Origin of the sequence: Marinovum algicola (assembly GCF_900109145.1) — a bacterium.
In the GTDB taxonomy this organism is placed as follows: Bacteria; Pseudomonadota; Alphaproteobacteria; order Rhodobacterales; family Rhodobacteraceae; genus Marinovum; species Marinovum algicola.
Genome location: NZ_FNYY01000006.1, coordinates 201,897 through 222,064 on the forward strand (window position 1 = coordinate 201,897; position 20,168 = coordinate 222,064).

A 20,168-nucleotide genomic window follows, 5' to 3' on the forward strand; every position below is an offset into this window, starting at 1 on the left:
ATCGCCGGCCGCCCGCCCCCTCATTACGCCCAAGCCCCCGGTCTTTTCAACCTGCGCACCTGGCGGCCGGTCGGCGGGGAGAGTGGGGGCGGTCATGCGGCCTCGGTCCTTTCATGGCGGTGAGATCAGCATTGACTCGGCCAGTCGACTCTGTCAAATCTTTTGTAAGATCTCAGTTAAGCGCCCAATAAGGAGCGCAGCAACCCAGCTTGGAGACCCGCATGTCGCGCACCGTCGTTCCGGCCCCGAGAGCCGCCCGCACCGCCGCCAGGATGGTGGCCCCCTGATGGTGCGGGGGCCCGAGACATTCCGGGGCTATCCGCGCCCCAGCGGCCGGCCGGGGATCCGCAATCACCTGCTGGTTCTGAACGCCACCGGGCTGACCGATGCGGCGGCGCGGCGGATTGCAGGGGCGTTGCCGGGCACGGTCTTTGCCGGAACGATGTTCGGCATGGGTATGGTCGGCCGGGACGCCGAGCTTCACCTTGCCGCGCTGTCAGGTCTGGCGGTGCATCCCAATTGCGGCGCGGTGCTTCTGATCGGCGCCGACCGCACCCGGCTTGACCAGTTGATCGCGGTGCTGGACCGCGACGGGCGGCCGTATGCGGCGCTGGGCCTCGACGAGGTCGGACATGACGCGCATCTGCTGAGCCAGCGCGGCCTGGCCCTCGGCGCGGGGCTGTTGCGGCGCCTGTCGGCGCAGCAGCCGCAGGACTGCCCGCTCATCGATCTGTTGCTGGCCTTCGAATGCGGCCTGTCCGACCCGTCTTCCGGGCTGGCGGCCAATCCGCTGCTCGGCCGGGTGGCCGATTGGCTGGTCGATGCCGGCGGCAGCGTGATGCTGGGCGAAAGCATCGAATGGCTCGGCACCGAAGAGGAGCTGGCGCGTCGCGCGGCGACGCCCGAACTCGGCCGCGCGCTGAAACAGGCGGTGCGACGGCGCCTCGATCTGGCGCATGCCGCCGGGCTCGACCTGCTCGGCACCAATCCCAATGCCGCCAATATCAAGGCCGGGCTGAGCACCATCGAGGAAAAGGCCAGCGGCGCGGTGCAAAAGGCCGGCACGCGGCCGATCCGGTCGCTGCTGGCCTATGCCGAGACGCCCGCCACCCCGGGGCTGCATTTCATGGACGCCCCGAGCTATTCGCCCGAGTCGCTGACCGGATTTGTCGCCGCCGGGGCGCAGATGATCCTGTTCACCACCGGGCTCGGCAACAGCTATTGCAGCGCGCTGGCGCCGACCCTGAAGCTGAGCGCCAATGCCGCAACCGCCGGGGCGCTGGGCCGCCAGATCGACTTTGACGCTTCGGGCCTGCTCGCCGGGCGAACAATGGACGACATGGCCGACCGGCTGATCGAAGAAATCGCCGCCACTGCCGCCGGCCAGCTCACCTATGGCGAGATCATGGGCGAGGGCGGCGAGGCCATCAGCCGGTTCGGAGAAGCGATATGACCCCGGTTGCCCATACGGTCGGCGCCGATGACATGGTCGCCTATCTGCTCGCCGATGTCGCGGCCGGGGCCGAGACCTCGCTGCAAGGTGCGGCAACCGGCGCGGTGACGGCCCAAGACGCGATTTCAGTGTTTCACAAGATTGCCCTGCGCCCGATCCGCGCCGGCGAAACCGTCTGGCGCGGCGGCTGGCCCATCGGCCGGGCCACGGCCGACATCGCGGCGGGGGCACATGTGCACACCCACAACCTCGTCAGCGCCCATGCCACGATTTCGAAGGAAAGCAAATGACAGACACATTGCCCCGTACCCTGAAAAAAGGGCGTATTTTCAAGCAGAAGCTGGCCGAGGGCCGGGCCGTTTCCGGCGCATGGTCGACGCTTGGCTCGCCCGAGGTCGCCTGTCTCATGGCGCGAGCCGGGCTGGATTACCTGCTGGTCGATCTCGAGCACGGGCGCGGCGGGATCGATGGTCTGGCGGCACAGGTGCAGGCGCTGGCCGGCTTCGACACAGCGGTCATGGTGCGGCTGCCAGATCACGACACCAGCAGCGTCAAGCGCTGTCTCGATGCCGGGGCGAACTGCCTTCTGGTGCCGCAGGTCGACAATGCCGAAATGGCGGCGCGGGTGCTGGAGGCGGCGCTGTTTCCCGGCGCGGGGCGGCGCGGCGTGGCAGTCGGCGCGATCCAGGCCGCCGATTGGGGGTATGCGGCCGACAGCTATTACACCCATGCCAATGACGCCCTGACGGTGCTGATGCAGATTGAATCGCCCGAGGCGGTGGCCAACCTCGATGCGATCCTCGCGCTGTCCCGGCTCGATGGCCTCTTTGTCGGGCCGAACGATCTCTCAGCCACCATGGGGCTGTTCCGCCAGTTCGAGGCGCCGGCATTCCGCGAGGCCTTTGACAAGGTCTTCGACAGCACCCTGGCCGCAGGCAAGGTGTTTGGCGCGCTGCCCGCTCCCGGCCTGGCGCTCGAGGCGCTGGTGCAACGCGGGGCGCAGGTGGTGCCGGGTGGCTCGGATCAGACGATGTTGCGCGGCGGGGCACAGGCGCTGGTCGCCGGGCTCAAGGCGGCGGGAGGGGCGGCATGACGTCGGTAAAGCCGCCCGTCCTGCCGGCGCCGGCCAATTGGTCGGGCACGGCGGATTTCGAGACCCGCGACCCGGCGCTGGGGCTGGTGGTCGGCCGCTACGCCTTTGCCTCGCCCGGGGATGTGACGCAAGTGCTCGAGATTGCGGGCAAGGGCTTTGCCGCATGGTCGGCGCTGACCGTCAACCAGCGTTGCGATCTGCTGGGCGACTGGCTGTCGCGGATCGAGGCCGAAACCCCGGCGCTGGCCGGCGAGATGACCGATGAACAGGGCAAGCCCCTGGCCGAAGCGACGGCCGAGATCGGCAAATCGCTGCGCGAGGCGCGGCAGATGCTGGGATTTGCCCGCAGCCATGGCGGCCAGACGCTGCCCGGGCGCGCGCCGGGCTGGAGCAACACCATCCTGCGCCGCCCGCGTGGCGTGGTGCTGGCGATCACGCCATGGAATTTCCCGGTGCTGACCCCGCTGCGCAAGCTGGTGCCGGCGCTGGCCGCAGGCAATGCTGTGGTGCTGAAACCCTCGGAATACACCCCGGCGGCGGCAATGCGGCTGGTGCGCGCGGCCGAGGGCCTCTTGCCGCAGGGCGCGCTCTGCCTGGTCAATGGCGCCGGCGAGGTGGCGTCGGGGCTTGTCGCGGCACAGGTCGACGCGATCTCCTTCACCGGCTCGGTTGCCACCGGGCGCAAGATCGGCGCGGTCGCCGGCGGCAATTTGGTGCCAGTTTCTCTCGAGCTGGGCGGCAAGAATGCGGTCATCGTCGACCGGGTGGCCGATCTGGAACCCGCGCTCGATGCAATCATCGGCGCGGCCTTTCAATGTTCGGGCCAGCGTTGCACCGCGATCAGCCGGGTGATCGCCCAGACCGAGGTCTATGACGCGGTGCGCCACGGGCTGATCGCGCGGATGCAGGGGCTGATCGCGGGGCCGGGACGCGATGCCAAAACGACGCTGGGGCCGATCACCACGCAGGCGCAGCTTGACCGGATCACGCATCTTGTCCGTGCCGCCGAGCTCGAAGGCGCGACGGTGCTCACTGGCGGGCGGCGGCTGGCGCCGGACAGCGCGCCCGAGGGGCTGTTTTTCGAGCCGACGCTGCTGGCCAGCGACGATCCCGCCAACCCGGCGGTGCAGGACGAAATCTTTGGCCCGGTGCTGACGCTGTCGCGCTATGACGGCGACGATGCGGCGCTGCGCCTTGCCAATGCCACCGCCTACGGGCTGACCGGCGCGATCTTCACCGACCGGCTCGATTTTGCCCGGCGCGCGATGAATGAGCTGCAATCGGGCATGATCCACGTCAACCACGGCACCGCGCCGGATGACAACATGCCCTTTGTCGGCATCCGCGCATCCGGCCTCGGCACCGGCTCGGTCGGCCCCTCCACCCTCGATTTCTACACGACCGAACACGCCGCCTATCAGGCCGGCTGAAGGAGATTTTCATGAAGTTCACCAATATCGAAATCCGGGCCTGCCGCCACGAACCGGATCAGGCCTACAGCCTGAAGGACGGCAAGCCGATCGACTTCGAATTCCTCGCCATGAAATTCGACACCGACGCCGGGATCAGCGTCGAGACCTTCGGCTTTGCCGGCCGCAGCGCGCTGGCCATGGGGGCGGTCTCGGCCGAGCTGTTGCGGCCGTTTTTCATCGGTCGCGACCCGGATTACCGCGAAAAGCACTGGCACGATTATCGCCGCTTCAACCGGGCCTGGAACTTCACCCCGGCCTATGCCTATGCGCCTTACGACATCGCCTGCCATCTGGCGCAGGCGCAGGCGGCGGAGCTGCCGCTGTACAAGCATCTGGGCGCGGTGCGCGATGCGGTGCCGATCTATGGCTCTTCGCTGACCCTGCCCACGGCGCAGGCCTATGCCGATGAGGCGAAGGCGTTGCAGGCGCGCGGCTGGGCGGCCTACAAGCTGCACCCGCCGGCGGATATCGACATTGCCTTCGAGGCGCACCGGCTCTGCCGCGAGGCGGTGGGCCCGGAATTCCGGCTGATGTCCGACCCGGTCAACAACTTCAATTTCCAGCAGAATCTGCACTTCGGCAAGATGCTGGAAGAGCTGAATTACTACTGGCTCGAAGAACCGATGTTCGACGAATGCCACGGCTCCATGCGCGAGCTGACGCGGGCGCTGCGCATTCCCATCGTCGGCGGCGAGACCGCCGAGAACCACCCCGCAGGCGTGGCCGAGCTGGTGGCCAGCCGCGCGGTCGACATCGTGCGCGGCGACGCCTCGTGGTCGGGCGGGATCACCGGGCTGATGAAGACGGCGCATCTGGCCGAGGCGCATGGAATGAACTGCGAGATCCACACCGCGATCTATCACCCGCTGGAGCTGGTGAACCTGCATTGCGCCGCCGCGATCCGCAACAACGAATTCTTCGAGGTGCTGGTGCCGGAAGAGCTCTTTGCCATCGGGTTGAAAGATCCGATCGACGTGCGCGACGGCCACACGCATCTGCCGCAGGGCCCGGGCCTCGGCATCGCGCTGGATTGGGATTTCATCGACAACGCGACGCTGAAGGTGCTGTGATGTCGGATATCGTCCAGCCCGCCCAGGCCACACAGGCCGTCAACGAAGAGCGCCGCCGCCGCTGGCGGCAGGCCGCGATCTATGCCGCGCTGGCCCTGGTCACCTTTGTCATGGTGTTTCCGATCCTCTGGATGATCTCGGTTTCGCTCAAGCCGACCACGGAGACCTTTTCGCTGCCGCCGCGGCTCCTGCCCGAGACCTTCCATTGGGACGGCTATGCCAAGGTGCTGACCGATCCCAAGTTTCGCAGCTTCCTGATCAACAGCTACGTGGTGGGCCTCGCCGTCACCGCGCTGTCGCTGGTGATCGGCACGCTGGCGGCCTTCGGCTTCTCGCGCTACCGCTTTTTCGGCGACCGGGTGGCCAAGCTCTTTGTGATCACCACCCAGATGGTGCCGACGATCACACTGCTGATCCCCTATTTCGGCGTGATCGTCTTTCTCGGGCTCTATGACACGCTCTGGGGTCTGATCCTGACCTATCTGACCTTCGCGCTGCCCTATTCCATCGTCATGATGAACGGCTATCTCGACACCATCCCCAAGGATTTCGACGAGGCCGCCACCATCGACGGCTGCACGCCGCTGGGCGTGCTGGTGCGGGTGCTGCTGCCGGTGGCGCTGCCGGGGATCATCTCGACCGCCGTCTACACCTTCCTGCTGGCCTGGAACGAGTTCCTGTTTGCCCTGGCGCTGACCCGGTCGATGGACATGCGCACCGTGCCGGTGGGGATTTCGATGATGGTCGGCGAGTTCGGCCTGAAGTGGGACGAGATGATGGCGTTTTCGGTGATCGGCTCTTTGCCGGTGCTGATCCTGTTCATGCTCGTTCAGAGATTTGTCGTCGGCGGGTTGTCCGCGGGGGGCGTCAAGGGGTGAGGAGCCCGCACACCGGGGCGGCAAGCCCCGGACCACAACAAGGAGGAGACTACCATGATCAAGACCCGTTTCACTGCCCTGGCGCTCGCCGCCGCGACGGCGCTGACGCCGCTGGCGGCGCAGGCCGCCGAGATCGAATGGCTGCAATGGTTCGCGGCCGAGAACACCGACGGCTTTTATGACGAGCTGGTCGCCGACTTCGAAGCCAAGCACCCGGATATCACCGTCAAGCTGGTCACCCAGCCCTTTGGCAAGGTGCGCGAGAGCATCGTGACCGACAATGCCATCGGCGTCGGCTCGGACGTGCTGGGCCTCAACATGCCCTGGACCAAGGAATTCCTCGACATCGGCATTCTCGAGCCGCTCGACGAGTATCTGGCCCGCGACGACAACAGCTTTGCCACATCCGATCTGGTCGAGGCGCCGCTGGGCAAGATCGACGGCCACACCTGGATGGTGCCGCTCAATGCCTTTCCTTTCGTGATGCATGTGAACATGGGGCTGGTGCGCCAGGCCGGGTTCGACGCGCCGCCCGCCACCTGGGAGGAACTGGCCGAACAGGCCGGCGCGATCTCGGCGCTGGAGGATGGCATCTCGGGCATCGGCATGCCGTTTTCCTCGCAGCCGCCGTCGAACGGCCCGATCCTGACCTTCCTGCCGCTGCTCTATGCCCATGGCGGCAGGATCATGGCTGACACCACGCCGAACTTCGACAACCCCGAGGTGGTGGCGACGCTGCAATTCCTCAAGGACATGAACGATGCCGGTGCCATCGCGCCGGGCGCGGCCTCGCGCACCGGCGGCGTCGATCTGGAGGAGTTCATCGCCGGGCGCACCGGGTTCATGATTTCCCCGGGGGTGCATTCCAGCTCGATCACCAGCCGCAATCCCGAGCTGGAGTACACGCTGGTGCGGGTGCCCACGAACGGGGAGACCGCCTATCGCGTGCATGGCTGGGAAATCGGCATTGCCGCCGACAGCCCCAACAAGGACGCGGCCTGGACCTTCGTCAACTACCTGCTTTCGCCCGAGGTCAATGCCCGTGCCGCCAAGGCCGCCAATGCGCTGCCCGGCAATCTCGCCGCGCTTGATGCGGTGCGCGAGGGCGCGGATGAGACGCTGCTCAAACAGATGGAAATCCTGTCGGGCGATACCCCGGTCGAGGAGATGCGCCAGTCGCCCAAGGCGGCGGCCAGCTGGTCGGTCATGACCGAGGAAATCCAGGCCATGCTGCGCGGCGACCAAAGCCCGGAAGAGGCCGCCGCCGCCGTTCAGGCGCGCTGGCTCGACCTCGCCGGATAAGACGCAAGGGCCGGGCGCATCCCTGCGCCCCACCCTCCACGCGAAAAGGACGTTCAAGTGACCACAATGCTTCGCCAGATGACCACCCGGGGCACGCCCTACCTGTTCCTTCTGCCGGGGCTGGTGATCCTCGGCGCGCTGCTGTCGGTGCCGCTCTACAAGGTGGTGGAATATTCGCTTTACGACAATGTCATCGTCGAGCGAAACCCCACCTTTGTCGGCCTCGCCAATTACACCAACCTGATGACAGATCCCGGCTATTGGAGTGCCGGGTTCAACACCGTGGTCTTCACCGTGGGCTCGGTGCTGGGCCACATGATTGTCGGCATCGGGCTGGCGCTCCTGGTCAATGCCGATATTGCACCGCGCGCCCGCACGTTCTTTCGCTCGATGCTGATCCTGCCGTGGATCTTCACCGCCGTCGTCGTGGCGCTGAACTGGCAATTGCTGCTCAACCCCTTCGGCCTGATCAACTACATGTTGCAATGGATGGGGCTCACGTCCGAGCCGCTCGACTGGTTGGGCGATCCCGATCTCGCCATGTGGTCGCTGCTGCTGATCTCGACTTGGCGCGGGTATCCCTTCATCATGGTCAGCTTCCTGTCGGGGCTGCAAACCGTCCCGCGTGAGCTTTACGAAGCCGCCGAGATCGACGGCGCAGGCTTCTGGCACAAGTTCTGGCATGTCACCCTGCCGCAGCTGAAACCGGTGATCTTCGGTGTCGCGCTGCTGGACCTGATCTGGACCTTCCAGCTCTTTCCGCTGGTCTGGCTGTCCACTGGCGGCGGCCCCGGCCGGGCGACCGAGGTGCTCTCGACCCTGACCTTCCGCCTCGCCTTTGTCGATTTCCAGTTCAGCCAGGCGGCCACCGTCGCCGTATCCATCCTCATCATCTCGGCGGCCTTCACGCTGCTTTACCTGCGCAACGAAGCGCGCCGTCTGTAAGACCCGGAGACCCCATGTCACGCATTGAAATCCGAAACCTCGTGAAGATGTACGGCGCCCATCAGGCGCTGCACGGGATCGACATCTCGATCCAGCCGGGCGAGTTCTGTGTCCTTGTCGGCCCTTCGGGCTGCGGCAAATCCACCACCCTGCGCATGGTGGCCGGGCTCGAGACCATCTCGGGCGGCGAGATTGCCATCGGCGAGCGCGTCGTCAACGGGCTGCGCCCGAAGGAACGCGGCATTGCCATGGTGTTCCAGAACTACGCGCTCTACCCGGCCAAGACCGTCTACAACAACATGGCGTTTTCGCTGCAACTTTCGCGGATGCCCAAGCCCGAGATCGACCGGCGCGTGCGCGAGGTGGCCGATATTCTCGAGCTGACGCCGCTGCTCGAGCGCAAGCCCGGCGCCCTCTCGGGCGGCCAGCGCCAGCGCGTCGCCATGGGTCGCGCCATCGTGCGCGACCCGGAGGTGTTTCTCTTTGACGAACCCCTGTCGAACCTCGACGCCAAGCTGCGCGGCCAGATGCGGGCCGAGATCAAGCGGCTGCACCAGCGGCTCCAGAACACCATCATCTATGTCACCCATGATCAGGTGGAGGCGATGACCCTGGCCGACCGCATCGTCATCATGCGCGACGGCAAGATCGAACAGCAGGGCACGCCGGATGCCATTTTCCACGATCCCGACACCGTCTTTGTCGCCGGGTTCATGGGCAGCCCGCCGATGAACCTGGTCGATTGCATGGTGACGCCGACCGGGTTGAAACTGGGCGACAGCGAGATTGCCTGCGCCACGCCCGACGGGCTGCGCGCCGGCGCGCGGGTGATCTGCGGCATCCGCCCGGACGACATCCGCCCCGCCGCCGACCAGCCCGGCCGCGCAACCGCGACGGTGCCGGTGGACCTGATCGAACAATTGGGCACCGAAAAGCTGGTGCATTTCCGCGCTGGCCAGCACAGCATGATCGGCAAGACCGGCGGCCGGGTCGATCTTGCCGAAGGCGCCCCCCATCCGCTCGCCTTCGACATGGCGCATGCCTATTTCTTCGATCCCGACACCGAACGGCGCATTCGATGAGCCAGCCGATCAAACCTCTTGGCCTCGGGTTCGGCCTGTTGGGCACCAGCAATGTCGCGCCGATCTCGGACGCCCAGGCCGAGGCGATGTTCGCCGCCGCCTGGGCGATGGGCCTGCGGCGTTTCGACACCGCGCCGCTGTATGGCGGCGGGCTGTCCGAGGAGCGGTTGGGGCGACTATTGCGGGGCGTGCCGCGCGGCGATTATCTGCTGTCGTCCAAGGTCGGGCGCTACCGCGATTATGCCGCCCGGATCAGCAACCCCAAGGCCAATCCGGGCGACTGGCGCGACTATTCCCGCGACGCCACCCTGCGTTCGGTCGAGCAGAGCCTGACGCGGCTCGGCACCGACCGGCTCGACATCGCCTTTGTGCATGATTGCGACGATGACCCGGACGCCGCACTGGACGGCGCGCTGCCGGCCCTGGCCGAGCTGAAAGCGCAGGGGGTGGTGGGCGCGCTGGGCGTCGGCAGCAATTTCGCCGCCACGCATCTCGCGCTCTTGCGCGAGGCCGAGCTTGACGTGCTGATGGTCGCCGGGCGGTTCACCCTGCTTGATCAATCCGCCGCGCCCGATCTTTTCCCGCTGTGCCGCCAGCGCGGCACCCAGGTCGAGCTGGCCTCGCCGTTCAACTCCGGCATTCTCGCCACCGGCCCCGACGATCCCGCCACGCGCTTCGACTATCAGCCCCCCGACGCCGCGACGCGGGCGAAAGTGCACGCCATTCAAAAGGCTTGCGCGGCCCATGACGTCACGCTCAAACGCGCCGCGCTGCACTATAGCGCCGCCCATCCGGCGGTGACGCGGCTGGTGCTCGGGCTGACCGCGCCCGCGGGTTTGCGCTCCAACCTGGCCGATCTCTCCGCGCCCGTTCCCGCCGCCCTCTGGCCGGCCCTGGCCTCGCTCGGGATACCGGCCCCAACCGAACAGCCCTGACATGACCCAGCACATCATCGACGCCCATGTCCACATCTGGGACCGCAGCCGCGGCGAGACCTTCATTGCCGAAAAGCAATTCCCCAGCCTCACCGGCAACGCCTTTCTGCCTGCCGATCTTGCCCCCGTTCTGGCCGAGACCGGGGCCGAGAGCGCGGTGCTGGTTCACGGCCCCGCGACGGTCGAGCACGCGCTGCATTGCCTTGATCTTTGCCGCGCGCATGAAATGTTTCGCGCCGTTGTGGGCTGGGTCGATCTGCGCGATCCCGCCTGCCAGGCCCAACTTGCCCGGCAATCCGCCGATCCCGGCTTTCGCGGTGTGCGGCTCACACCGCTGCTGGATGCGGCACCCGAAGACTATCTGCGCAGCGCGGCCGCGCGCGGGGCCTGCGCGGCCTTGCAGGACAGCGGCGCGTTGATCGAGGTGCTGGCCCCGCCGCCCCTGTTTGGCGCCGTGGCGGCGCTGGCCCGGGCGCATCCGAAGCTGCCGGTCGTGGTCGCGCATTTCGGCCTGCCCGACACGGACCCCGGCCGCTTTGACGGCTGGCATCGCGCCATGGCCGGGCTGGCCGAGCTGAACAATATCCACGTCAAGGTTTCGGGCCTGCCGCTGACCGGCGATCCGGCGCAGGACGATCCGATGACCCAGCGTCATGTCGCCGCGATGATCCGGCTTTTCGGGGCCGAGCGCCTGCTTTACGCCAGCAACTGGCCGGTCGCCACGGCCCTGGCCTCGCCGGGCTATTGGCGCCACCGGCTCGACACCGCTCTCGCCGAGCTGGATATCCCGGAGCGCGACCGACAAGCGCTCTACCACGGCACCGCCGCGCGGCTGTACTGAGCCGGCCTTTCCGGCGGCCTGCGGGCGCCGCCCACGGCAAACCATGCTTGATGCTGCATGCCGCACAGGTTACCCTGCGCCGCAGAGAATATCTTTCGCTGCCGGTTCAGGCGGCATTTTTAATACAATACTCTACCGCAGGAACATCGCCTTTATGATAGTTTTTCCTCTGGTCGGGAAGAGCCGACGGTTTTCCGACGCCGGTTACACCCTTCCGAAATTCCGGCTGGAGGCGTTTGGCGCCCCGATCTTCCGCCACATCGTTCAGCATTTCAACGGGCCCGGGATCAAAGACGACTTCCTGTTTATCCTCCAGGAGGATGACTTTACAGAGAATTTCATCCGCGCAGAATGCGCCAAGGCCGGGGTTGCCGAGGACCGCATCCAGGTCCACCGCGTCCCCCGGATGACCGCCGGGCAGGCGGATACCGTCGCCCAGGGCATTCGCGCCACCGATGTTCCGGCCGACGAGCGGATCATCATATTCAACGTCGATACGATCCGGCTGAATTTCAAGCTGCCATCGGCCAAAGTCCTGAAGCCGCTGGATGGCTATCTCGAGGTCTTTCGCGGCGAAGGCGACCATTGGTCGTTTGCGGAAGTGGCCGACCCGAAAGCCTTCAAGGCCTCCGGTGCTGCCGAGGTCAAGGCCGTCGCGGAGAAGGTGCGGATTTCCGATTTCTGCTCCAACGGATTGTATTATTTCAGGACGGCGGAGCTGTTCCTCAAGCACTTTGACGAAGAAGCGAAAAACTACTCGATAGGCAACGAGCTGTTCGTGGCACCGATCTACAACCGGCTGATCAAGAACGGCCATCGCGTCGCTGCGGTTCTGGTGCCGGCTGAGGCCATGCATTTTTGCGGCACGCCGCAGGAATATGAAGCGTTCCGGGCCCAACAGAGCCCGCGCGGGATCGAGCTTGATTTTGCCTATCACATGTCGGTCCTGACCAGGATGTACACACAGGGCCGATCGCAGCCCAGGTTTACCGAGTTCTTCGATCACATCATGGCGCATCCCAGTATCGCGCAGCAGGGCAAACTAACCGAAATCTGCCGCAACATTCTCGAGTATCACGTCGAGCATGACAGTTTCAGCCATTATACATTCGGCCTGCGCGGATTGCGCGCCGAAGCCAAGGGCTTTCGCAAGGCGACCCAAGCCCTGCGCCCGATCCTGAATGACATGTTGCAACGGGCCTATTTTGAAAACGACCGGGCCAAGGCGATGAATATTCTGGCCGGGCTTATCAACCTCTGTGAAGCGGATGCTCTGAAACGGCCGAGCGAGGCGCTCAAATTCGCGTTTGCCGATTTCTCCTTGCCCGTCCATCGCCATATCCTTCGGATCATGCGGAAATCGATCTCGCCGAGCCGCATGATCAAACATGTCGTCGATCTGGAGCAGGAGAGCCCGACGGTGGTTTTCCTGTTTTTCATCTATTGCATCACCCGGTTGCGCCCGGAGGCCGACAGGAAACCGATCCTCGCCTATATCGAACGTCACCTGGAAACGGCGCGCGAGCATTCCAAGGGTGACGACAAGCGCCGTCAGATCCTGCGCAACATCGTGGCGCAGGACGTCGGCCAGACAAGCGCGAAGCCGCAGGTCAAGGCTGAGCGGCCGGCTGCTCCCAAGAAGCGCTTTGGCCTGAAGTCGCTGTTGCCCAGCTTCAGCAAGAAACCCGCCCTGCGCGGCGCGCTGCTGCTGAGCGGACAGATGCGGGCCGATGATTTTGCCCAGAACTTCCGCAATTCGCCGCTGTTCGACGGCATCGAGCTCACGACGTTGATTTCGACCTGGGCCAATCGGGGCACCCCGCCGGCCAACTTCGGCACCCTGCGAGGCTATGAAGAGAGAATTCGCCCGGTCATTCGCGAGGTCTGCCTGGAAAAGCAGATTTCAGGAGAAGCCTTCAACAAGACCTATGATTTCAGCCCCTCGTCGAGAATTTCAGAGAAGGCGCTCTACGAGGCCTATGACGCGGAATGGGTCCAGATTGACCGGGAAGGTGAAACTTGCCAGAAATTCAAGCACAATCAGGAGCGCTTGTTCTACAAGCTGTTTGACGTCTACCATTCAGCAATCGAAACCGGGGAGTTTGATTTCTTTATCCGGATGCGGCCCGATCTGAGTTTCGATTTCGACCAAAGTGAACTTCGCGAGGCCATCGAAATCTGCGCCCGGCAACCGCGTGCCATATTTGTTCGACGGGCGCCGCTTTATGACATCCATTTCCCTTTCGTTGACGACAATTTTGCCATTGCCGGACCCGAGGCGATAAAACATTATTGCGGCGTCTGGCATGAGTATGGGAAGAAATACAAAGACTTGCCCTTCGACACTGGTTCGGGGGCAATCAATCCGCATTCGACGCTCGGGTACTCACTCATGTTGTCCGATTTGTATATCAGACCAATATTTTCCTTTCAGAACTGGCAGTACAACGCGACACGGATTTGCACGGTTGCCGAGTATATAGGTTTCTTGCGAGCCCGGTCTGGCGCCGATCCTTCGGTTGTCTCCCGTCTGGTTGACCGGCTGTCCGAGCTGGAGCCTGCACAATGAAACCCAATTCGCCCAGGCTTGTTATCGATCTCGACAATACGCTCACGATCGACGGGCCCGAGGACTACTCGACCAAGCGGCCCAATGTGAGCGCCATCGATACCCTTCGCAAGTACCGCAATGACGGTTTCACCATCGCGATCCATACCTCGCGGAACATGCGAACCTATGAAAGCAGTGTCGGGGCGATCACCGCCAATACGGTGCCGATTGTCATTGACTGGCTCAAGAAACACGATGTTCCCTATGACGAAATTTGGGTCGGCAAACCCTGGTGCGGCGACAATGGGTTCTACGTCGATGACCGGGCGATCCGCCCGAGCGAATTCTGCAACCTGTCACGGCAGGAAATCGAAGACCTTCTGAAACGGGAAATGCAGCGCGATGACTAGGGTTCCGACCGCAGTTATCATGTCGGGCGATTACAGCGGCGAAGATATCTGCGCGGAGTTCGGGAAATTGCCGCCGGCCTTTTTGCCGGTTGGCACGCGGCGGCTGTATGAGCATCAGTTCAAGGAGCTGACCCGGTTTACCGAGGAAATCGTGCTGGCGATTCCGGCTGATTTCGAGCTGGACCTGGCCGACCAGGAACGGCTGGAACGCGAAGACGTCAGAATACTGCGGGTTCCCATCGGATTGTCGCTGGGAAACGCGGTCTATTTCATTTTCGAAGTCCTGCAATTGACCTCCGAGGTCATGATCCTGCTGGGCGACACCTTGATGCGGTTTCAGGATAATCCGGCTGCGGACACGGTTTCGGTTTTCGATACCACCGATTTCTACAAATGGTCCGAAATCGTCGAGGCGCAGGACGGAGTTCTGAGCTTGCGCAAGGGGTTTGGCGACGGCAATTCGCCCCGCACCGTGGCCTCCGGGTTCTATTTCCTTTCCGACGCGCAGAAATTTCGCGATGAAGTCTGCAAGGGCGTCGATTTCGATGCCGCGATTTCGACCTATTCAAAGAGTCGGCCGGTGGCTCTGAAGCGGGACGAGTGGCTGGATTTTGGCCATATCAATACCTTCTACAACTCACGCAAACAGATGCTGGTGGCGCGGTATTTTAACTCTCTGGAATGTGACGGCCCGGTGTTGACCAAGGGCGGGCAGGATCAGGCAAAGCTTCGCGCCGAGGCGCGCTGGTTCGAGTCGCTGCACGATGAAATGCGTGTCTTTGCGCCGGCCTATCTCGGCAACAACGGCACCTCCGATGGGTTTTCCTACAATCTTGAATACCTGCACAATCCGACATTGGCCGAGCTTCACGTCTTTGCGCGCCTACCGAGATTTCAGTGGAGCACGATCGGCCGCCAATGCGAAGTGTTCCTTGACCGATGCAACGCCTTTTCGCTGACGTCCACGGATCGCGCCATGGGGAACCGTGCGTCGGACTGGTTTCAACGGCTGATCGTTGACAAGTCCCTGGATCGGGTCGAGGCCTTTGGCCGGCAGGCGGATTTTGATATCGATGCCGAAATCATGCTGAACGGGCGCCGCTATCCATCGCTGATGCGGTTTGCCGAGGGGCTGATTGACGGCATTCGCCCGTCTACGCCACAGGACATGAGTTTCTGGCATGGCGATTTCTTCTTCGGCAATATCCTGTTCGACCTGCGGTCCAGCAAGCTGAAGGCAATCGATCCCAGAGGTATTCCCGATGCAGCCGAAAAGGTCGCGATCGGCGATTGGCGCTACGATATGGCCAAGCTCTGCCATTCCGTCTTTGGCTGCTACGATTTGATCCTGTCGGATCGCATGTCCTTCGAGCGGCGAGGACCAAGCGATTTTGCGCTCGAGGTTCATCAGGAAAGTTCGGTTCAGGCGGTGCAGGATGAATTCCGCCCGCTGCGCATCCGGGGGCAGGATCTGCTGTCCGAGGAAATCATCCCGATGACCGCGCTGCTGTTTGTAGCGATGCTGCCGCTGCACGCCGAGGATCCGAGACGGCAATTTGCCCTGCTCGCCAATGCCTATCGGTTTTTCGACGAATATTCGGCCGGATACGGTGCCCCAAGACGTGAAAAGGCCCGCACCGGCTGATGCCAGGCGGGCCCTTGGCTGCTCATTGGATGGCTCAGGCGACGCGGGCGAGCTTTGGCGCGCGTTGCTCTACCAGTGCGCCATGCAGCGCGGCAATGGCCGGCTTCAGCGCGTCACGCTCGAGGATGAACTGAACATCCACGTTGCGCGGGCCCTGGCTGGCGCCGATCGCTTCGAGATCGGCCGCGGCGATGGCCTGAAGGCCACGGGTCAGCACCGAGAGCCCCGACAGATCGCCGCCGATCACCGCTGCCATGGCGATGGCACGCGACGAAACGTCGGCGGAGGGGTAGTGCTTGGCCAGATCCCGCTCGACCCGGCGCAGCACCTTCATCGAGGTGTCCACGTAGTGGGTGATCGTATTGGCGTTCGACACTTTCGAGACGATCCGCACGTTGTGCCGGGTCAGCACCTCGAGGATGGTCGAATCGTAGCCCTTCACGCCGACCATGTCCTGTTCGAACACCTCCAGCGCAAAGAGATCGAGGCCGGTGACAATCTCGACCGCTGCCTCTTCCGCCGGCTGATCGTCGATCAGCGTGCCGGGGTCGGCCGGCTCGAAGGCATTGGTCACGCGCAGCGGCACCGCCGCCTGGCGCAGGGTCTTGGCGGCCTTCGGGTGGATCGCCTCCATCCCGAGGTTCGACAGCTGATCGGCCACGTCATAGTTGGTCCGGCCCAGCTTCTTGACGGCATCGGCGCCGACAAGCTTGGGATCGGCCGACGAGAGGTGGAATTCCTTGTGGATGATCGCTTCCCGGGCGCCGGTCAGCGCCGCCAGACGCGAGAATGTCACCTCGGAATAGCCGCGGTCGAATTCGCCCATCAGGCCCTCGGAGCATTGCGCATAGCCGGTGACGATCGGCATCTCGGTCTCGAGATCCACACCCTTCATTGCGCCGGTGATGCGCTCTTCCAGGGTCAGGTCACCTTCGTCACACCAGCCGGAGAGGTCGATGAACCGTGCGTTCACCCCGGCCCGCTGCAACATCAGAGATGTGACAAAGGCCGAATGCGACTCGCCCAGACCGGCCAGCAGCTCGCGGGTCTGCCCCATGTTCTGGGACAGGCGGAAGTGGCCGTAGGAACACAGCCGTTGCAGGTCGATCAGGCAGTTGCGGGCGCCCAGCAGACGGTCGTTCACAAAGGCATCGGCGCGCTCGATGTCGGCCGGATTCTCCAGCACGCGGGTATGCGCCATCTTCATCGCCTCGGCGACGCGATCCAGCCGGTCATGCCAGCCGTGATCGTTGTCGTCGCTGGCAAAGGCTGCATAGGCGCCGGGCTCGCCGGTCTTCTTGTGCTCGAGCAGCAGGTTGGTGATGCCGCCGAAGGCCGAGACCACGAAGATCCGGCCATAAAGGTCCGCCGGCTTGCGGTCGCCGACGATCAGCGTGTCGCGCAGCTCGTCGATGCGGTCCATGGACGTCCCGCCGATTTTTTCGACTGTATGGGACATGTCAAGCTACCTCGGCTGCCGCATAGGACCCGTCTTCGCGGTGTACTTCCGTCCCGGTGACGGGCGGATTGAAGACGCAGGCCATGACAAGCTCTTCTTCGGCGCGCAGGACGTGCCGGTCATGTTCATTCAGCGCATACATGACGCCGGGGGTGATCTCGTGGGTCTCGCCGGTGGCGAGATCGGTGATCGAGCCCTTGCCTTTCATGCAATAGACGCTTTCGAAGTGGTTCTTGTACTCGAAGGTGTGTTCCGAGCCGCCTTCGAGGAAGGTGATATGGAAGGAAAAGCCCATACCATCATCCGCCAGCAGCATCCGGACCGACGTCCATTGCGCGTCGGACACCACGCGATCCCGCTCGGAATCGACGATCTTGTTGAAGTCTCTCACGATCATGTCGGTTACTCCGCTGCGATTGCTGTTTTCTCGGAAATCACGGTCTCGGCCGCCGAAAGCAGGATCTCGAAGCCCTTCTCCAGCAGCGCGACCGGGGTGGTCAGCGGCGCAAGGATCTTGACCACCTGGTCCTCGCTGCCCGAGGTCTCGACCACGAGGCCGTTCTCATAGGCCTTGGCGCAGATCTCGCCGGCGAGCTCGCCCGAACCGACGTCGACGCCCTGCATCAGACCGCGGCCCTTCATCTTGGAGCCCTCGACCATATTTGCCAGCTCGGTCAGCTTGCCATGGATCAGCTCGGCCTTGTCGGCCAGCTCTTTCTGGAACGCATCATCGGCCCAGAATTTCTCGATCGCGACGCGCGCGGTGACAAAGGCGTGGGTGTTGCCGCGGAAGGTGCCGTTGTGCTCGGCCGGGCCGAACACGTCATGCTCGGGGCGCACCAGAAGCATCGCCATCGGCAGGCCGAAGCCCGAGAGCGATTTCGCCATGGTCACGATATCCGGCGTCACACCCATCTCTTCGAAGGAGAAGAAAGTGCCGCAGCGGCCGCAGCCGGCCTGGATGTCATCGATGATCAGAAGCGCGCCGTGGTCTTTGGCCAGCTTGGCGATGCGCTGCACCCATTCGGTGCTGGCGGCGTTCAATCCGCCTTCGCCCTGCACGGTCTCGAGGATGATCGCGGCGGGCGCGTCGACGCCGCCGGATTTGTCGCTCAGCATCGCCTCGAGGAAATCGGCGGTGTCGGTGGCACCGGCGAAATAGCCGTCATAGGGCATCCGCGTCACACCGGAGAGCGCCATGCCGGCGCCGCCACGGTGATAGCCGTTGCCGGTCGCGGCCAGCGCGCCGTTGGTCACGCCGTGAAAGCCGTTGGTGAAGGCGATGACATTAGTGCGGCCGGTAACCTTGCGGGCGATCTTCATCGCCGCCTCGACGGCATTGGCGCCGGTCGGTCCGGTGAACATCACCCGGTGATCCATGCCGCGCGGCTCGAGAATGTGCCGGTCGAAGGCCTCGAGAAAGGCGGCCTTGGTGTCGGTGTGCAGGTCGAGACCATGGGCAATGCCGTCGGCGCTGATGTGATCGATCAGCGCGGCCTTCATGTCCGGGTCGTTGTGGCCGTAGTTCAGCGAGGAACAGCCGGCGAGAAAGTCGATGTAGCTCTGGCCGTCGTCCGCCGTCAGCTCGGAACCGCTCGCCTTGGTAAAGACGGCGGGCATGCTGCGGCAATAGGAGCGGGCGGCACTCTCGCGACGTTCAAAGATATCGCGGGTTTCTGTCATGTCCTTGGGCATGAGGTATCCTTTCGCACTTGGTGCGTTGAAAATTTCTGGAATCCGGGGGTGAGTTCAGGCAGCGCGTGCCAGCATTTCGGGCGCCGGAAGGCTGATCGTCACCATATGCTCGGTGTCGTGATGCCCGTCGAAATGCGCATCGCGTTCGAAATGCGGCTCATCTGCCAGTTCGCCGCCGATTTCGCGGGCAAAGCTCCGAAAGAGCCCCCAGGATGCGGCGTTGTCCTTGGTGATCGTGGTCTTGAGATGGTCGGCGCCGTCGCAGGCGTCGCGCTGGATCAGTTCCAGCAGCATCTTCTTGCCGAGGCCGAGGCCACGCGCTTGTGCGCTGACCGCCACCTGCCAGACAAAGAATTCGTCCTTCGACGGGATCATGTGGCCGGAGATCCAGCCGACGATCTCGCCGTCAAGCTCCGCCACCACGCAGGTATCGCGGAAATGATCGGCCTGGATCAGGTTCGCATACATGGAATTTTCGTCGAGCGGCTTGCAACTTTTGACAAGCGCCCAGATGTCGGCTCCGTCCGTCGCATCGGGTTTGCGCAAACGGAGCTTACGCGTTCGGGGTTCGGTCATGTCTTTCGGCATCTGGCTTTACGCTCCCTGATCGTTCGAGGCTTTAAATAGCGCCAGAGTGCCGAAACTTCAACATGCGAAGTAGATTTATCTCGCTTTCCGGCGCTAATAGCGGCATTTGAGGCAAGAATGCGCCATAATTGGAAAGACTATCGAAGCAGCTTGACTCAGGCTTTCTTCGCTCTGTGAACGAAAGAATGTAGATAGTTTGATGATTGAAGCGTCAACCCGCTTCATGCGACACTGGGCGCATGACTGAATTGCCCCCCATCCGTGTCGACGAGTGCCTCATTGCGCTGCGGCGAATCCTGCGCGCCACGACGCTGTATGAGCGCAATCTTGCCATGGCGGCGGGAATCACCCCGGCACAGCTTCGGGTGTTGCAGATCCTGCACGGTCAGCGCGACGGCAGCACCACGCCCAAGGTGCTGGCAACGCAGATGGGGGTGGTGCAGGCGACGGTGACCGCGCTGATCGACAAGCTCGAGGCCTCGCGCCTGGTATCGCGGCAGCGCAGCGAGACCGACCGCCGCCAGACCCATGTGGTGATCACCGACAAGGGCCGCAGCGTGGTCAAGGATGTGCCCGACGCGCTGCAACAGCGTTTTGTGGGCTCCTTCGAGCGGATGCAGGATTGGGAGCAGGCGCAGCTTCTGTCCTCGCTCGAGCGGGTGGCCGCCATGCTCGACGCCGAAGATATCGATGCCTCGCCGGTGCTGGCGGCGGGCGATTTCCACGCCACGCCAAAGCCGCAATAGCGG

The 20,168-nt window shown here is 63.8% G+C and carries 19 protein-coding genes; 15 read left to right on the forward strand and 4 right to left on the reverse strand.

The features are described 5' to 3' along the window. The first annotated feature begins 286 nt into the window (after nt 1–286). From BMW90_RS11000 to BMW90_RS11065, 14 genes are all read left to right on the forward strand, one after another. Nucleotides 287–1,453: a UxaA family hydrolase gene (locus BMW90_RS11000; RefSeq protein WP_074836583.1), complete on the forward strand. Its 1,167-nt coding sequence runs from the start codon at nt 287–289 to the stop codon at nt 1,451–1,453. Further along, nucleotides 1,450–1,743 (forward strand): UxaA family hydrolase, encoded by a 294-nt coding sequence (locus BMW90_RS11005; RefSeq protein ID WP_074836584.1) that lies wholly within the window; start codon nt 1,450–1,452, stop codon nt 1,741–1,743. Before BMW90_RS11000 ends, BMW90_RS11005 begins: the two co-directional genes overlap by 4 nt. Continuing rightward, entirely contained in the window at nt 1,740–2,546 is an 807-nt protein-coding gene (locus BMW90_RS11010; protein WP_074836585.1) for an HpcH/HpaI aldolase family protein, read from the forward strand. Before BMW90_RS11005 ends, BMW90_RS11010 begins: the two co-directional genes overlap by 4 nt. Next, nucleotides 2,543–3,976: an aldehyde dehydrogenase family protein gene (locus tag BMW90_RS11015; RefSeq protein ID WP_074836586.1), complete on the forward strand. Its 1,434-nt coding sequence runs from the start codon at nt 2,543–2,545 to the stop codon at nt 3,974–3,976. The genes BMW90_RS11010 and BMW90_RS11015 overlap by 4 nt, the downstream gene beginning before the upstream one ends. A gap of 11 nt (nt 3,977–3,987) precedes the next feature. Next, entirely contained in the window at nt 3,988–5,088 is a 1,101-nt protein-coding gene (locus tag BMW90_RS11020) for an enolase C-terminal domain-like protein (protein ID WP_074836587.1), read from the forward strand. Next, the gene (locus BMW90_RS11025) at nt 5,088–5,966 is read left to right on the forward strand and encodes a carbohydrate ABC transporter permease (RefSeq protein ID WP_083416019.1); all 879 of its coding nucleotides are present in this window, start codon (nt 5,088–5,090) and stop codon (nt 5,964–5,966) included. The genes BMW90_RS11020 and BMW90_RS11025 overlap by 1 nt, the downstream gene beginning before the upstream one ends. A 54-nt stretch (nt 5,967–6,020) precedes the next feature. After that, the gene (locus BMW90_RS11030) at nt 6,021–7,268 is read left to right on the forward strand and encodes an ABC transporter substrate-binding protein (RefSeq protein ID WP_074836588.1); all 1,248 of its coding nucleotides are present in this window, start codon (nt 6,021–6,023) and stop codon (nt 7,266–7,268) included. A 66-nt stretch (nt 7,269–7,334) separates the two neighbouring features. After that, nucleotides 7,335–8,213 (forward strand): carbohydrate ABC transporter permease, encoded by an 879-nt coding sequence (locus BMW90_RS11035; protein WP_048528971.1) that lies wholly within the window; start codon nt 7,335–7,337, stop codon nt 8,211–8,213. A 14-nt stretch (nt 8,214–8,227) separates the two neighbouring features. Then, nucleotides 8,228–9,295 (forward strand): ABC transporter ATP-binding protein, encoded by a 1,068-nt coding sequence (locus tag BMW90_RS11040; protein WP_074836589.1) that lies wholly within the window; start codon nt 8,228–8,230, stop codon nt 9,293–9,295. After that, nucleotides 9,292–10,230, forward strand: coding sequence for an aldo/keto reductase (locus tag BMW90_RS11045; RefSeq protein ID WP_074836590.1), 939 nt, complete (start codon nt 9,292–9,294; stop codon nt 10,228–10,230). The genes BMW90_RS11040 and BMW90_RS11045 overlap by 4 nt, the downstream gene beginning before the upstream one ends. A 1-nt stretch (nt 10,231) precedes the next feature. Then, on the forward strand, nt 10,232–11,071 hold the full coding sequence (locus BMW90_RS11050; RefSeq protein ID WP_074836591.1) for an amidohydrolase family protein: 840 nt from the start codon (nt 10,232–10,234) through the stop codon (nt 11,069–11,071). A 43-nt stretch (nt 11,072–11,114) separates the two neighbouring features. Next, nucleotides 11,115–13,640 (forward strand): glycosyltransferase family protein, encoded by a 2,526-nt coding sequence (locus BMW90_RS11055; RefSeq protein WP_139211325.1) that lies wholly within the window; start codon nt 11,115–11,117, stop codon nt 13,638–13,640. Next, entirely contained in the window at nt 13,637–14,032 is a 396-nt protein-coding gene (locus BMW90_RS11060; protein WP_074836593.1) for an HAD family hydrolase, read from the forward strand. The genes BMW90_RS11055 and BMW90_RS11060 overlap by 4 nt, the downstream gene beginning before the upstream one ends. Beyond that, nucleotides 14,025–15,677, forward strand: coding sequence for a hypothetical protein (locus BMW90_RS11065; RefSeq protein WP_139211327.1), 1,653 nt, complete (start codon nt 14,025–14,027; stop codon nt 15,675–15,677). Before BMW90_RS11060 ends, BMW90_RS11065 begins: the two co-directional genes overlap by 8 nt. Before the next feature lie 34 nt (nt 15,678–15,711). On the opposite strand, the gene BMW90_RS11070 is transcribed toward BMW90_RS11065, so the two are convergent. Genes BMW90_RS11070 through ectA form a run of 4 tightly spaced genes read right to left on the reverse strand, consistent with a single transcriptional unit; the run spans nt 15,712 to nt 19,419 of the window. After that, a complete protein-coding gene (locus tag BMW90_RS11070) occupies nt 15,712–17,136 on the reverse strand; it encodes an aspartate kinase (RefSeq protein ID WP_074836595.1) in 1,425 nt (474 codons plus the stop codon). 1 nt (nt 17,137) lies between these two features. Then, nucleotides 17,138–17,533, reverse strand: a complete 396-nt coding sequence (locus tag BMW90_RS11075) for an ectoine synthase (RefSeq protein WP_048528982.1) — start codon at nt 17,531–17,533, stop codon at nt 17,138–17,140. Between the two features lie 5 nt (nt 17,534–17,538). Further along, nucleotides 17,539–18,831 carry a diaminobutyrate--2-oxoglutarate transaminase gene (gene ectB, locus BMW90_RS11080; RefSeq protein WP_048528984.1) on the reverse strand — a complete coding sequence of 431 codons (1,293 nt, stop codon included), beginning with the start codon at nt 18,829–18,831 and terminating at the stop codon, nt 17,539–17,541. A gap of 54 nt (nt 18,832–18,885) precedes the next feature. Then, entirely contained in the window at nt 18,886–19,419 is a 534-nt protein-coding gene (gene ectA, locus BMW90_RS11085) for a diaminobutyrate acetyltransferase (RefSeq protein ID WP_048528985.1), read from the reverse strand. Nucleotides 19,420–19,658: 239 nt separating this feature from the next. Between ectA and BMW90_RS11090 the strand changes: the two genes are divergently transcribed. Then, nucleotides 19,659–20,165 carry a MarR family winged helix-turn-helix transcriptional regulator gene (locus BMW90_RS11090; RefSeq protein ID WP_048528987.1) on the forward strand — a complete coding sequence of 169 codons (507 nt, stop codon included), beginning with the start codon at nt 19,659–19,661 and terminating at the stop codon, nt 20,163–20,165. The last annotated feature ends 3 nt before the right edge of the window (nt 20,166–20,168 follow it).

Coding starts and splice junctions, on each gene's coding strand:
- BMW90_RS11075 (WP_048528982.1), bottom strand. CDS start 17,533: ATGATCGTGAGAGACTTCAACAAGATCGTCGATTCCGAGCGGGATCGC.
- BMW90_RS11090 (WP_048528987.1), top strand. CDS start 19,659: ATGACTGAATTGCCCCCCATCCGTGTCGACGAGTGCCTCATTGCGCTG.
- BMW90_RS11005 (WP_074836584.1), top strand. CDS start 1,450: ATGACCCCGGTTGCCCATACGGTCGGCGCCGATGACATGGTCGCCTAT.
- BMW90_RS11030 (WP_074836588.1), top strand. CDS start 6,021: ATGATCAAGACCCGTTTCACTGCCCTGGCGCTCGCCGCCGCGACGGCG.
- BMW90_RS11065 (WP_139211327.1), top strand. CDS start 14,025: ATGACTAGGGTTCCGACCGCAGTTATCATGTCGGGCGATTACAGCGGC.
- BMW90_RS11035 (WP_048528971.1), top strand. CDS start 7,335: ATGCTTCGCCAGATGACCACCCGGGGCACGCCCTACCTGTTCCTTCTG.
- BMW90_RS11045 (WP_074836590.1), top strand. CDS start 9,292: ATGAGCCAGCCGATCAAACCTCTTGGCCTCGGGTTCGGCCTGTTGGGC.
- BMW90_RS11070 (WP_074836595.1), bottom strand. CDS start 17,136: ATGTCCCATACAGTCGAAAAAATCGGCGGGACGTCCATGGACCGCATC.
- ectB (WP_048528984.1), bottom strand. CDS start 18,831: ATGCCCAAGGACATGACAGAAACCCGCGATATCTTTGAACGTCGCGAG.
- BMW90_RS11015 (WP_074836586.1), top strand. CDS start 2,543: ATGACGTCGGTAAAGCCGCCCGTCCTGCCGGCGCCGGCCAATTGGTCG.
- ectA (WP_048528985.1), bottom strand. CDS start 19,419: ATGCCGAAAGACATGACCGAACCCCGAACGCGTAAGCTCCGTTTGCGC.
- BMW90_RS11020 (WP_074836587.1), top strand. CDS start 3,988: ATGAAGTTCACCAATATCGAAATCCGGGCCTGCCGCCACGAACCGGAT.
- BMW90_RS11000 (WP_074836583.1), top strand. CDS start 287: ATGGTGCGGGGGCCCGAGACATTCCGGGGCTATCCGCGCCCCAGCGGC.
- BMW90_RS11060 (WP_074836593.1), top strand. CDS start 13,637: ATGAAACCCAATTCGCCCAGGCTTGTTATCGATCTCGACAATACGCTC.
- BMW90_RS11010 (WP_074836585.1), top strand. CDS start 1,740: ATGACAGACACATTGCCCCGTACCCTGAAAAAAGGGCGTATTTTCAAG.
- BMW90_RS11040 (WP_074836589.1), top strand. CDS start 8,228: ATGTCACGCATTGAAATCCGAAACCTCGTGAAGATGTACGGCGCCCAT.
- BMW90_RS11055 (WP_139211325.1), top strand. CDS start 11,115: ATGCTTGATGCTGCATGCCGCACAGGTTACCCTGCGCCGCAGAGAATA.
- BMW90_RS11050 (WP_074836591.1), top strand. CDS start 10,232: ATGACCCAGCACATCATCGACGCCCATGTCCACATCTGGGACCGCAGC.
- BMW90_RS11025 (WP_083416019.1), top strand. CDS start 5,088: ATGTCGGATATCGTCCAGCCCGCCCAGGCCACACAGGCCGTCAACGAA.